17 protein-coding genes, 1 pseudogene and 1 riboswitch are annotated in these 13267 nt (G+C 35.0%); of the genes and pseudogenes, 3 read left to right on the top strand and 15 right to left on the bottom strand.

The window, feature by feature from the left end; translation table 11 throughout:
* Positions 1–28: 28 nt before the first annotated feature.
* From F8162_RS18490 to F8162_RS18465, 5 genes and pseudogenes are all read right to left on the bottom strand, one after another.
* Positions 29–979, bottom strand: a complete 951-nt coding sequence (locus F8162_RS18490) for a ribonucleotide reductase (protein WP_313956675.1) — start codon at positions 977–979, stop codon at positions 29–31.
* 382 nt (positions 980–1361) lie between these two features.
* A pseudogene (locus tag F8162_RS18485) lies at positions 1362–2489 on the bottom strand (ribonucleotide reductase N-terminal alpha domain-containing protein); the annotation flags it as partial.
* Positions 2476–2835 carry a class Ib ribonucleoside-diphosphate reductase assembly flavoprotein NrdI gene (nrdI, locus tag F8162_RS18480; RefSeq protein WP_000634376.1) on the bottom strand — a complete coding sequence of 120 codons (360 nt, stop codon included), beginning with the start codon at positions 2833–2835 and terminating at the stop codon, positions 2476–2478. The pseudogene F8162_RS18485 and the gene nrdI, both read right to left, overlap by 14 nt.
* Before the next feature lie 476 nt (positions 2836–3311).
* Positions 3312–3629, bottom strand: a complete 318-nt coding sequence (locus F8162_RS18470) for a hypothetical protein (protein ID WP_000502201.1) — start codon at positions 3627–3629, stop codon at positions 3312–3314.
* Between the two features lie 26 nt (positions 3630–3655).
* Positions 3656–3850: a hypothetical protein gene (locus F8162_RS18465; protein ID WP_000344283.1), complete on the bottom strand. Its 195-nt coding sequence runs from the start codon at positions 3848–3850 to the stop codon at positions 3656–3658.
* A gap of 244 nt (positions 3851–4094) precedes the next feature.
* Here F8162_RS18465 and F8162_RS18460 point away from each other — a divergent pair, with 244 nt between their 5' ends.
* Positions 4095–4673 carry a GNAT family N-acetyltransferase gene (locus F8162_RS18460; RefSeq protein ID WP_151631172.1) on the top strand — a complete coding sequence of 193 codons (579 nt, stop codon included), beginning with the start codon at positions 4095–4097 and terminating at the stop codon, positions 4671–4673.
* A gap of 35 nt (positions 4674–4708) precedes the next feature.
* Here the strand turns inward: F8162_RS18460 and F8162_RS18455 are convergent, their stop codons facing one another.
* Both F8162_RS18455 and F8162_RS18450 read right to left on the bottom strand, forming a co-directional pair.
* Complete coding sequence (locus F8162_RS18455) at positions 4709–5311, bottom strand: histidine phosphatase family protein (RefSeq protein ID WP_151631173.1); 603 nt, start codon at positions 5309–5311, stop codon at positions 4709–4711.
* An 88-nt stretch (positions 5312–5399) separates the two neighbouring features.
* On the bottom strand, positions 5400–5558 hold the full coding sequence (locus F8162_RS18450; RefSeq protein ID WP_192797646.1) for a hypothetical protein: 159 nt from the start codon (positions 5556–5558) through the stop codon (positions 5400–5402).
* A 257-nt stretch (positions 5559–5815) separates the two neighbouring features.
* On the opposite strand from F8162_RS18450, the gene F8162_RS18440 reads away from it, so the two are divergent.
* Positions 5816–6001 carry a YkvS family protein gene (locus F8162_RS18440; protein ID WP_001165081.1) on the top strand — a complete coding sequence of 62 codons (186 nt, stop codon included), beginning with the start codon at positions 5816–5818 and terminating at the stop codon, positions 5999–6001.
* 55 nt (positions 6002–6056) lie between these two features.
* On the opposite strand, the gene queF is transcribed toward F8162_RS18440, so the two are convergent.
* Genes queF through queC form a run of 4 tightly spaced genes read right to left on the bottom strand, consistent with a single transcriptional unit; the run spans position 6057 to position 8435 of the window.
* Positions 6057–6554, bottom strand: a complete 498-nt coding sequence (gene queF / locus F8162_RS18435) for a preQ(1) synthase (protein WP_000918895.1) — start codon at positions 6552–6554, stop codon at positions 6057–6059.
* Positions 6555–6572: 18 nt separating this feature from the next.
* Positions 6573–7289, bottom strand: coding sequence for a 7-carboxy-7-deazaguanine synthase QueE (gene queE / locus F8162_RS18430; protein WP_151631175.1), 717 nt, complete (start codon positions 7287–7289; stop codon positions 6573–6575).
* Positions 7282–7773, bottom strand: coding sequence for a 6-carboxytetrahydropterin synthase QueD (gene queD / locus F8162_RS18425; RefSeq protein ID WP_000368410.1), 492 nt, complete (start codon positions 7771–7773; stop codon positions 7282–7284). The genes queE and queD overlap by 8 nt, the downstream gene beginning before the upstream one ends.
* A complete protein-coding gene (gene queC, locus F8162_RS18420; RefSeq protein ID WP_151631176.1) occupies positions 7773–8435 on the bottom strand; it encodes a 7-cyano-7-deazaguanine synthase QueC in 663 nt (220 codons plus the stop codon). Before queC ends, queD begins: the two co-directional genes overlap by 1 nt.
* Before the next feature lie 93 nt (positions 8436–8528).
* A riboswitch (PreQ1 riboswitch) is annotated at positions 8529–8572 on the bottom strand.
* Positions 8573–8784: 212 nt separating this feature from the next.
* Between queC and kinB the strand changes: the two genes are divergently transcribed.
* On the top strand, positions 8785–9993 hold the full coding sequence (kinB, locus tag F8162_RS18415; protein WP_151631177.1) for a sporulation sensor histidine kinase KinB: 1209 nt from the start codon (positions 8785–8787) through the stop codon (positions 9991–9993).
* Positions 9994–10004: 11 nt separating this feature from the next.
* On the opposite strand, the gene F8162_RS29090 is transcribed toward kinB, so the two are convergent.
* The 4 genes from F8162_RS29090 to F8162_RS18395 form a co-directional block, all read right to left on the bottom strand.
* Positions 10005–10121 carry a DUF6254 family protein gene (locus F8162_RS29090; protein ID WP_000038254.1) on the bottom strand — a complete coding sequence of 39 codons (117 nt, stop codon included), beginning with the start codon at positions 10119–10121 and terminating at the stop codon, positions 10005–10007.
* Positions 10122–10221: 100 nt separating this feature from the next.
* A complete protein-coding gene (locus F8162_RS18405) occupies positions 10222–10755 on the bottom strand; it encodes a DinB family protein (RefSeq protein WP_087979889.1) in 534 nt (177 codons plus the stop codon).
* A 139-nt stretch (positions 10756–10894) separates the two neighbouring features.
* Positions 10895–12589, bottom strand: a complete 1695-nt coding sequence (locus F8162_RS18400) for a M3 family oligoendopeptidase (RefSeq protein WP_151631178.1) — start codon at positions 12587–12589, stop codon at positions 10895–10897.
* Positions 12590–12749: 160 nt separating this feature from the next.
* Entirely contained in the window at positions 12750–13196 is a 447-nt protein-coding gene (locus tag F8162_RS18395; RefSeq protein WP_000203340.1) for a MarR family winged helix-turn-helix transcriptional regulator, read from the bottom strand.
* Between the last annotated feature and the right edge of the window lie 71 nt (positions 13197–13267).

The raw sequence follows: 13267 nt of genomic DNA, 5'->3' as shown, positions 1-13267 counted from the left end.
CCTGCTCATCATGTCTTACTTTTTTATATTAAACGGTACAAGCCACGCACTCTTCCACGCTTAACTTACGTGTTCTCGTATAATACAGACTCTTTAAGCCTTTTTTATGTGCATAGATATAGTAACGTGCTAACTCACGTGTTGAAATATCACTGTTAACGTAAAGAATTGTACTAATTCCTTGGTCAATATGTTCTTGAACTTCTGCGATCAAATCAATTAATTTAAACTGATTCATATCGTAAGACGATTTATAGTACCAGAACGTATCTTTTGATAAATACGGCATTGGATAATAGGTTGTCGCATTTGCATACGTTCTTGATTCGATTTGACTTACGATCGGCATTACGCTTGAAGTTGCATTTTGAACGTAACTGATCGATTGCGTAGGAGCGATGGCAAGACGATATGAGTTGTATAAACCATTCTTCTGTACTTGCTCTTTTAAACTTGTCCAATCTTCTTTTGTTGGAATGTGGATTCCTTCAAATAGTTGCTGAACTTTTTCAGTTACTGGGCTATAATCAGTCGTTTCATACTTTTCAAAGTATGTGCCGTTCGCATAATCAGACTTATCGAAGTCTTTAAATGTTTCGCCTTTTTCTTTAGCGATTTCCATACTCTTCTCAATAGAGTAGTAATTTAACATCATAAAGAATGTACGAGCGAACTCTTTCGCTTCTGCACTTTCATAAGCGAGTTTATTTTTAGCTAAATATCCGTGTAAGTTCATGGCACCAAGTCCAACTGAATGAAGCTCATCATTCGCTTTTTTCACAGTTGGTGCATTCGGAATAATCGTCATATCAGAAACAGCTGTTAAAGCTTCCATTCCCGCGTGAACGGCTTCACGAATTTCTTTATTTTCCATTACATTCACGATATTTAACGATCCTAAATTACAGTTAATATCACGGCGAATTATATCATCGGTACCGTAATCATTTATTTCAGAAGTTTCTTGAAGCTGGAAGATTTCTGTCTCGAATGTTCAACCGAGTTCGCTACTCCTCAGTCCGTTGCTCATGCAACTGCTGTATGTCACCATACAGGACAGACTATATCATCACCTACAGCATTACCTGATTAGGTGCTCCGCTTTTCGAACGCCAATCGCTTGCGCTCTACTCCCCTAAGGGATAGTCGTTAGGCTTTTACTTATCTTAATACTTCAGAAAGTCTCTTATTACTTTATGTTGTCCCATAACTCTGCTATACAAAATAATAAGATACATTCTGAACTTTTATATTTCCATTCTAAGATAAGATTTAGCACGGTAGGTTACCTCAAATTTGAGGCTTTCCCCGTTTAACGGAGTTTTCGACTAGCATTTCTACTAGAAGGTGCTACATATTTAACACAAGTTCGACATCTTCACAGTTCCAATATCCTTCAGTGGATGTTGGTTATTTGCATTTGATTTAAACATTAAGTACGGATAACCTGACTCAAGCTGAATCATAGCAATTTTAATAAGCATATCACGTGCACTAATATCTAGCGGCTTCTTCTTCACTTTCGGATTGCTCATTAATTCATCGTACATTTCATCGATATCAATATCATCTAAATGCTTTCCGTATTCTTTATACACCGTATAAGGCGCGAAAACATAGAAAGGTTCGTTTTTCTCAGCAAGCTCAAAGAACTTACTTGGAACAATAATTCCGATTGATAGAGACTGAATACGGCTCTTCTCATCGGCATTTATTTTTTTTGTATCAAGGAATTCAATAATATCCCAATGGAAAATGTTTAAGTATACTGCGCCGGCACCTTTTCGTTGGCCAAGCTGATTCGCATATGAAAACGAATCTTCAAGTAATTTCATAACAGGTACTACACCACTTGCAGCGTTATCGATACCTTTAATTTGCTCACCGCGTGCGCGTAGCTTAGATAAGTTTAAGGCTACTCCACCACCGATTTTTGATAATTGCATTGCAGTATTAATGTTAAAGCCGATTGAATTCAAGCTATCGTCCATCTCTAACAAGAAACAAGACACCATTTCTCCTCTTCTGCTTCGTCCCGCATTTAAAAAGGTTGGTGTCGCTGGTTGGTAGTTTTGTTTTACAATCATGCTTGCGAATTGTTTTGCCTTCGCAACATCACCGCGTCCTAAGTATAATGACACAATTGCTACACGATCTTCATAGCTTTCTAAGTATTGTTTTTGATCATTTGTTTTTAACGCATAATCTTTGTAGAACTTAGATGCTGCCATATAAGATTGGAACTCGAAGTTTTCACCATAAGCGATGTTATATACTTCTTCTACTTCCTCCAAGCTATACTCGTCCAGAACATTGTAATAGTAATCATGTTCTTTCATATACTCCATTCGCTCTGCCACGCTATTAAAAGGAACGGTATTCTCTCTAGCTTCTTCCATAAAGACTTCTAATGCCTCTTTATCTTTATGAAGCTGATAAAAACCGTCCTGCATTTGCGTGATTTCATTATTCAGTTCAATGTGTCGCAATCTCCCGCACCCTTTCCTTAAAATATTCTACATCGTTATTTGTTCCTGATAACTCAAATTTTGATACAATAGGCACTTCATATTTAGCAGAAATTTTGTCAGCACTTGCACCGAACATGTCTCCCCAGTTACGATTGCCGCTTGCAGATACGCCTTTTAATTTTTCATTATTGCGCTCTAAAAATTCTAAAACACGTTCTGGTACATTGCCAAAACCTGTTGTATACGTAATTAAAACAAAGTCTTCATCTATTACTAGATCTTCACCAATTTGAACGGCCGGCATATTTAATTTGTGAATGAAACGCTTCACGTTTCCTGTCATAGAATCATATGCAACTATCATTTCCGACCCTCCCTCTCCAATCTATACTCTCTGTATGTTGTTTCTTGTTTTCTCTATATATTGTATTACGTTTCAAAATAAGACACAAGATATATGTATAAATTCTTTCTTTTTTTAAATTTTACTTTTCGACAAGACAGTCGATTTTTTTCAATACAATGACTATGAAACAACATTCTAAAACTCATGTCAATAAAGTGCTTTTCAAAAAAGTTGTCAACGAATTTAACCTTATTTTTAAAAAAGTTGCCAATATATTTTGTCATAAAACGGCAAATGCTGGAGGAATATATTTCTCCAGCATCACGCAAAAAAGAACAGACATGAAACGATAATCTGTTCTAAAAAACGATTACATTTATCAATTTTAGTTTATTAAATATTATACATATACTTTCGGTTCGCGTTACATACTAAAAGATAACTATTATAGAAAAAGATTATTATTATGGAAATTCAACTTATTTATGAAAAAATTATTCAGAGTGCTCAATTCGCAAAATATCTTTTACAAATATATGATGTGGATTTTCATCTTTATCAATCATTGTACATACAGGGGCCTCTTCATCAAAGTACACAATCATTCCTTCTACGTACTGATATGTATGTTGAACTTGTACAGTTACTTTAATTTCTACAGCCTCTTCATATGCTCTTTTTATTTTCTGAAGCATTTTTGCCGAACACTTACGTTTCTCTGGATACATGACCATCCCCATAAACCTATTGCCGGCTCTATCTTTCCACATATAATCCCAATGCGGTAATATGCCTTGTTTAAAATCGCCCATAATTCTCCTCCCCTATATTCTTCTAGTTACGAACGTGGCGTTTCTGAATATGTATAAATTACCTGTCCGCCGCGCTGCGCGTTCCCAATAATATGTTTAAAATCTTCACGCCCTACTACAACTTTCCTAAACGTATAAAATACATCTTTCGTTGCAACATACTCCTTTATTTCACCATTTTTCAGCTGGTCTAAAATTGTATTTGCTAATTGTTCATCCATGTATTTCACCTCTATGCAATATTTTATTTTATCGTATATTCTATAGGTCAACAACTGTAAAATTATCCAGGTGCTATACCTTCATTTCATTTTCATTATTCGCAAACGATATCACTTTACTATATGTCCACTAAATATCATATACTAACATAGCTACTTCTCTATATCAAACATTTCGACATTCAATTATGCAAAGTTCCATACCACTATGCTACAATATATAAATAGAACTAGGAGGGATACTATGATTCGGAAAGCAAAAAAGACAGATGCGATGGCAATTGCGCCTTTATTGTATAACGCTCTGCACGAAATTGCTGAAAAAATCACAGGTAGCACAGTTGAGACCGAAGTATTACTAGGACTTGAAACATGGTTCTCAAAAGAGAGAAATCGACTGAGCTACGAAAACTGTTTTGTATATGAACAAGACGGAATTGCGGTCGGAATTATTGTCGCTTATCACGGTAGTGAAGCAACAATGCTCGATGCACCAATTGTACGTCACTTAAGAGAATTACATAAAAATGAATCGATTACGTTAGAAAAAGAAGCTGAGCTTGATGAATATTACATTGATACATTATCAGTTTCAAGTGCATATGGCGGAAAAGGAATTGGTTCTAAATTAATTGAAGCTGCTGAAATCCATGCAACTGAAAAGGTGTATGAAAAAATCGCATTACTTGTTAATTTAGAAAACACACGTGCCTATTCACTATACGAAAAACTAGGTTATAAAAAAGATCAAATCGTTATGCTTGTAGGCGAACCTTATGCACATCTCGTAAAAACATTAAACATCAAAATTTCTATATCTTAAAAAGAAAGCACACGATTTATATAAATCGTGTGCTTTTATGTTAAATTCGTATTCAATACATTTCCATTCATCGCCTCGTGAAACGTATATGTTGTACATCCCCATGGCTCTCTGTGCAAAATAGGCGTACCAGACCATCCCATCGCTCTCAGTTCCGCACCAATCATTACATTCACATAATTATGACCTACTAGAGCAATACTTCCATGTACGAGAGCGTAACGGTGTAATAAGTAAGCGGCTTGCTTTGCCCTCTCCCTTACTTCCTTATAAGACTCAACATTTTTATGGTAACCAAGTATCCACACTGTTCGTCCGATAAACATCCATATGTTAGGTTTACACTTCAACCATTTTGGAGCATAAAAACTCGTCGGAACTTCAGCTTCCCTAAAAAGGGAATTTTGCATAAAAGATAAAGAATCCATTAATTCAGCTGCTGACTGTATAGCACACCTTTGATCACTCGTTACAATCAATTTTGCTGCTTCAACCGCTTCCATTGTTTCCATTGGTATAGGTGCTTTTTCTGTTATAGTATGTAAGTCATATCCTTTCATCCATTCCTGAAAGGATGTAACCGTCATTGGTTCTATAGTACGATCTAAGCGACCATGACGAATAAAAGAAATCTTCATTCTTTCCACTCTCCATTCATCACTTACGAACTCTATTATGTACTATTTTTACATATCATACCACGCAAAAAAAGAAAGTTATACACCTTTACATATCCCCGCCACTCTCATGTGTGACCCCAGCATGTATACCATCCATCCCATCAAAATATGTAGTCGTTTCATGATGACGAATCTTTTTTAAATTTATATAAGAAAATACAAATAAAGTTAACGCTATAGCACTCCCCACAAACTCAAACATCATTTTACCGCCTCTAATTTCTCCCACTTTAGTAGGTTATTGCAATCTTCATTATACCCCGATATAAAGATATTCACATTTAAACCGTTCTTTTCTTCTAATAACTTGGCGTTCTTGCATATTTTCTTACAAAAAGTGAATATTTTTCGAATTTTTACTTTGGAAACATTTACAAAATGGACAATATGGTTCAAAATAAGAAGAAATAAAAAAACCAAAATTATTCTTTTTTGGGAAAACTGTAACAAGGAGAGTTGCTTATGCAGATCGCAGAAACTGGAGATATCATTGAATTTAAAGGTGGAATGCAAGGCCGTGTTCAAAAAGTAAATCAAAACTCCGTTATTGTAGATATAACAATTATGGAAAATTTTAGAGAACTAGATATGGAACCTCTTACAGTTGTAAGTCATAAAAACTATACTGTCATTAATCAAAATGCATAATATAACAGAAAGAAAGGATCTGTATGTCATACAGATCCTTTCTTTCTGTTATATATTAACGATTATCAATTGTTTCTGGATATAGATCATGGTTCATCATGCGGTAGTCTGCCATTTGTTCATACTTCGTTCCTGGGCGACCGTAGTTGCAGTAAGGATCAATTGAAATCCCTCCACGTGGCGTAAATTTACCCCATACCTCAATATAGCGCGGATCCATTAATTTAATTAAGTCATTCATAATAACGTTCATGCAATCTTCGTGGAAGTCACCGTGATTGCGGAAACTAAATAAATATAGCTTTAAAGATTTACTCTCTACCATTCTTTGTTCTGGAATGTAGCTAATATAAATTGTTGCAAAATCTGGTTGGCCTGTTTTCGGACATAAGCTTGTAAATTCAGGACAATTGAATTTAACAAAATAATCACGGTTTGGATGATTGTTATCAAATACCTCTAAAATTTCTGGGCTATATTCAAATAAATATTTTGTATTTTGATTTCCTAATAACGTTACATCTTTTAAATCTTCATCTAATCTTCCTGCCATTTTAAACATCCCTTCTCATTATACCCCGCGTTTATTTCCCCATACTAACGCATGAAGCTGCGGCAATACTTTTGCATTATTCATTTCTTTACAGTTAACCGCTTTTTCAATAAGCCACTCATACTTATCTAATAATTTTTTAATCAACATCGCGTCATCCACTGTTTTTGTATCATCATTCCCTACTTGTAAGAAAAATGGTACATCTGGATAACGTTCGTGCATCTTAACTGCATACTCAAAGTCATAATCGTCAAATACTACTACCTTTAAACTAATATCTTTTCCTGCTAGTTTCTGAATAACAGTATCTAACTTCTGAAAATCAGTATTCATTGCCGAACTTGGTGGTTTTGGAGAAATCGTTATCTCATCAATTTGAAGTAACCAATCTTGCCATTTACTCCCTTGCGTTTCGATTGCCGTTCGCATTCCATTCTCTTTTAATATAGAAAGAAGAAACTCAATATTTTTCAGCAACGCTGGATTTCCACCTGAAATCGTAACATGAGAAAAATTTTCGCCACCAATTTCTACAAGCTCATTCCAAACTTCCTCTGCTGTCATCTGTCTAATTTGATCTTTAGCCGATCCATCCCAAGTAAAAGCAGAATCACACCAAGCACAGCTGTAATCACAGCCAGCTGTACGGATAAACATCGTCTTTTGTCCTACAACCATTCCTTCACCTTGAATAGTCGGACCAAATATTTCTAAGACAGGGATTTTACTCATCGAGCATCCACTCCCGTCTTACTTCCGCATAACTAGTTGGCGTCTCGAAAAGACGAACAAATTCAACACGAGCTCCTTTATATTCGTTCGCACGATTATCTTTTATTAATGCTTCTGCCATCTTTTCGTAAATCCAAACGACCATGTTTTCAGCAGTCGTATTCATTGCTGGTAACGTTTCGTTTAAATAACGATGGTCTAAATAGATTTCTATTTCATTCTTCCAAATTTCTTTTATATCTCCAAAGTCAATCGCAAGACCGATTTCATTTACATATCCACTAATCCCAAATACAACTTTATATGTGTGACCATGTAAGTTTTTACATTTCCCTTCATAACAATGTAAATGGTGTGCTGCATCAAATGTAAATTCCTTGCTGACCATTACTCTTTTATTATGATATTTAAGCTGTTTACGCTGAATATCCTTGTCCATTTTTTGCAAATTTTCTACGATGCGAAATCCAAAGAAATTATCCATTAGTTATTTGCTCCTTCGCGTTCTTGTAGGTACGTATCTAATCCTGCTTTACGAAGCTGACATGCTGGACATTCACCGCAACCATCACCAATGATTCCGTTATAACATGTTAATGTTTTTTCTCGAACAAACTCGAATGCTCCAAGTTCATCTGATAATTTCCATGTTTCCGCTTTATCAATCCACATAAGTGGTGTATGAATTACAAACGGATAATCCATGGATAAATTTAAAGTAACGTTTAACGATTTCACAAACACGTCACGGCAATCTGGATAACCACTAAAATCAGTTTCACATACACCCGTTACAATATGACGTGCCCCAACTTGTTTTGCTAATACAGCAGCAAATGATAAAAATAGTAAATTTCGTCCATCTACAAACGTCGATGGCAATTCACCTTCTTCATGTGTAATCTCCATATCCGTTCTCGTTAACGCATTTGGAGCAAGTTGATTTAATAGACTCATATCTAGCACCGTATGTTTAACTCCTAGCTCATTTGCAATTTCCGCCGCACAATCAATTTCTAACTTATGACGTTGATTGTAATTAAACGTTACAGCTTCAACTTCTGCAAACTGCTCTATTGCCCAAAATAAACATGTCGTACTATCTTGTCCTCCACTAAAAACAACAACTGCCTTCTCTTTTTTCATTTCACTCATTCTCCTTCTCTACTACGAATAAGAAGAAAGAACGTTCTTGAACTGTCACAATAAAAAAACAAAACAATACCTAAAGATATTGTTGTTTCCATAGTTTTTTATAGAGGGAGTTCGCGAACCTCTCCCGCGCATTGCACGGAATTCCTTCTTTCATTGACAAAGCTTATTGTAACATATTGTATACTACCAGAAAAAATTTCTGATTTTTCCGCTATTTATCATTTCATTTCTTTCATTTTATAGTATGATTAATTTAATATGAGAAGAGAAGAGAGGAGGCATCCCACTGAAATCCTTTATTATTTATCTCTTTTTAAATATATTATTCATCCTTGTTACAATGCTCGTATACCATTTATTTTGGAATCAAAAAGGGAAACGCTCTCCTAAATTAAATTCAGCTATATTTATTGTATTATGTTGCCTCGTTACTATACTATGTATCACTTTCGCAGCAAAAACAGATTATGGATTTCAATTTGATATGCGTCATATCGTATTAGTTGTCGGTACATTAACCGGAGGTCCTATTGCCGGTGGATCAATATTAGTGGTATTAAATATATACCGCTTCTTATTAGGAGGAATAGGTGTTTTCCCATCGCTTATCGGTTCTATCCTTCTATTTATTGTTCTACTATTTACATACAAATTTTTCAATCGAACTTCTAATCGTATAAAAATAATACTTGCTATTATCTACAGTCTCACATACGGATTTAGTTGGATACCTTTCTTCCTTTCAAAGGTTACAAATAAGGCTGATTATATACCACATATTATTGTATATGAGTTATGTACGATACTTGGTACCATCCTTATTTTATATTTATTACACATATTACAAACTCAAGTTCGTCTACAAAACGAACTTATGAATGCTGAAAAATTTCATTTAATTGGTGAAATGGCAGCATCCATCTCTCATGAAATTCGCAACCCATTAACTTCAACGAAAGGATTTTTACAACTTTTGCAGTCAGATACCTGCACTGAGCAAGAGCGAAAATTATATATTGACATAGCCATCAACGGAATCGAACAAGCAAATCACGTTCTTACAGATTATTTAACCTTTGCAAAACCAAGTATTGAAAAAGAACAAAGATTACAGTTAGAAGACGAACTATTACATGCATTATCGCTAATTACACCGCTTGCTAATTTAGCAAATGTGCGTACTCATTATATAAAGCAAAGTACTTCTTTTTTTATCGCGGGAGAAAAACAAAAACTAAATCAATGCTTGTTAAATATTTTAAAAAACTGCATTGAGGCCATGCCAAAAGGCGGTGATCTTTATTTCACATTAGTTCCTGATCATAAGCATATTCAATTATATATAAAAGATACAGGAGTTGGCATGGATCAAGAACAAGTAAAACGCCTTGGATCCCCTTTCTACTCAACAAAAGACAAAGGTACTGGTCTTGGAATGATGGTCGTATTCAGCGTTGTGCAAGCTATGAATGGAAAAATTGATATTATAAGTGAAAAAGGGACTGGTACAACCTTCTTATTAACTTTTCCACTCATACAAAAAACGTGATGAGTATTTCATCACGTTTTTTCTGTTCCTTCAACTAATTCAGCAAAAGCTTTCACTTTTCCATGTGGTTTTTGATTTTCTTTACGTGCTTTCCACGCGCGCTCTTCTTCTTTCTTTTTCTTGGACATACTTTTCAACTCCTTCTTTTCTTTCTCCATGTAGTATTCCAAAATAAGAAAGAAAACTATGCACGTATCAAAAAAGAAGTGGTCTCCCACTTCCTTCTGATTATCGTTGCAAAATTGCGTGTTTCGCCTCTTTTAACTGCGTAAGATGTCTTTGTTCATGCAAATCAAGAAATTGAACCCACTGATACAAATTCAAATCATTAAAAATAGGATGCTTTAATCCATTTTCAAATAGATCTTTTTCATCTATCACACTATGAAGCGCGTGTAATAGTTCTTGTCGTGAATGTTCTAGCAATTGAATTCCTTGCTGTTTTTTCATTAACGTTTCTGTTGGTTGCATTTGCTGAGGTGCTTCTCGTTTATATGTGCGATCAAGCGTAAGTTGGAGGTCTTTAAATGGAGTCGTGTTTCTTTCATTTTTTTGTAAAGCATATACAAGGGCAGACGTAACTGATTGTTCAACTAAATGCAAGTGATGCAAAATTTGAATAATACTCCATTTATCACGGCGTGGCTTTACATTCACTTCTGTATCATTTAACATTTCAATTTCTGATAATAGCGTGCTTCGAGTAGACTGTAATGAGTTCACCAAACTTTCTAAACTCACATCCATATTAGATTGAAGCATACTTCTTTCCCCCCTTTTTGTTGGTCAAAAGAGGTGCTCCTTATTAGAAACACCTCTTTAATATTCTGAATTTTCTTTTATTATCTCATCATTTTCTCGTTATGTCGATGTTAAACATGTGAAAAAAAGCGCATGTTTTTTACAATTTTGTGTCGTCAATCGCATGTAGCCACGCTTCAATTTCTGTAATGACACTTTTCACACAGCCTTCAGAAAATGGTGATGTTAAATTTGCAACTTCTACTAGTTCCAAGAATGATTTACTTCCACCTTGTTGACACAGATTTACATAATCTTCCCACGCCTCTTGTCTATTATCTCTTGCACGTTTCCAAAATTGCAGTGCGCAAATTTGTGCTAATGTGTAGTCGATATAGTAGAACGGCGAGCTATAAATATGTCCTTGACGTTGCCAGAATCCACCACGCTCTAAATAATCATTATCTTCATAATCACGATGTGGCAAATACTTTTTCTCTATATTACGCCATGCTGTCTTACGCTCTTCTGGTGATGCTTCTGGATTCTCATATACATAATGTTGATATTCATCAACAGATACACCATACGGTAAAAACAGAAGTGCTGAACTTAAGTGAGAGAAATAATATTTATCTGCATCTTCTTCAAAGAATGACTTCATCCATGGCCATGTAAAGAATTCCATACTCATAGAATGAATTTCACATGCTTCATACGTTGGCCAATTGTATTCTGGAATTTCAAACTTACGGCTTTCATATACTTGGAAAGCGTGACCAGCTTCATGTGTTAATACGTCAATGTCGCCAGATGTTCCGTTGAAGTTTGAGAAAATAAATGGCGCTTTATAATTCTCAATATATGTACAATATCCGCCACCAGCTTTTCCTTTTTTCGCAACTAAATCTAATAAATCATTATCTAGCATGAAATTGAAAAATTCATCTGTTTCAGCCGATAACTCTTTATACATCGTTTTCCCATGATTAACAATCCAATCCGCATCTCCTTTTGGAGTTGGATTACCAGTAGCAAACTCAAAGTTTTCGTCGTAATACGCCAACTTCTCTACACCAATACGTGCTTGTTGTCGTTTTCTTAATTCCGTTGTAACTGGAACGATATAATCAAGTACTTGCTGACGATAATTCGCCACCATTTCCGCATTATAATCTGTACGGTACATTCTTGCATATCCAAGTTCAACAAAGTTTTTGAAACCTAAAGATTTGGCGATTTTCGTTCTCACTTTAACAAGCTCGTCATAAATACGATCTAACTCTTCCTCATTCTCAGCTAAAAATCCGTAATATGCTTCACTTGCTACTTTACGTTCACTTCTTTCTTTCCCTTGCATAAATGGAATAAGCTGTGATAACGTTCTTTCTTCTCCTGCAAAGTCAATTTTTGCAGATGCTAATAACTGCGTATACTGTGAAGACAATTTATTCTCTAATTGTAAATCTTTCACGACTTCATCAGAATATGTTTTCAAATCACACTCCGCTAAAGCAAATAATTGCTTTCCATAATACGCTTCTAATTCTTCGCGGAATGGAGAATGGATTAACGCATTATAATACTTTGTACCATATCCTTGTACAACTGGAGAGAATTCATCAAAGAAATCTTGCTCTTCCTTATAAAAAGCATCTGTCGTATCAACAGAATGACGAATGTAACAAAGATTCCCCATTGTACCAAAATCGTTGCGAATCTCGTTAATTGAATGAATAACTTGTTTTTGTTCTTCTACCGTTTTTGCGTTATCAAACTTCTCTAAAGCAACAGTAAACTTCTCTTTCAATTCTTCAATATTTGGCCGTTTATATTCATAGTCTTTAAATGACATGAACGAGCCTCCTCTCCATTATATGCATCCTTACTATAATTCAATGCTTACTTACAAATCTCCTCTTATTTCTTCAGCAAAATACGGCAAATGCTGTCATAATTACATGTATACAAAAAGCCTTGGATTTCTTTATCCAAAGCCCCTTTGGAACATACTATTATTTTTCATATTTTCCAATCTTTTTTAATAGATCAAGTAATTCATCCTTTTCCTCTTTCGTTAACATTTCAAAAGACTGATGTATAACTTGCTCATGCCCTGGAAAAATAGAAGCAATAAAGTTCTCTCCAGACTCAGTTAATTGTGCATAAATAACACGTCTATCATTCGGGCACGGAATTCTCTTTACTAGTCCCTTTTTTTCTAGCTTATCTACAACATATGTAATGCTGCCACTAGCGATTAAAATACGCTCACCAATTTGCTGAAGTGGTTGACCGCCTTTATGATATAGCAGTTCTAATACAGCAAATTCAGTTGGATTTAACCCGTTACTTTGTATAGATTTATTTGTAGTATCCATAACAGAACGATGTACACGAGATAATGCAATAAATACTTTTAGAGATTGAGAAATATCTTCTCGTTCATTATTTGATGTCATACAACTTTCAACCCTTCACTTAAATTCTCAGTAATAAAAAAACAGCTTAGTACTTCATGTAAATTCCGAAT

Source organism: Bacillus sp. CH140a_4T (assembly GCF_008923725.1).
Classification (GTDB): domain Bacteria; phylum Bacillota; class Bacilli; order Bacillales; family Bacillaceae_G; genus Bacillus_A.
Note: the sequence above shows the minus strand (reverse complement) of the source record. Positions and strands in the feature narration are given on the sequence as shown.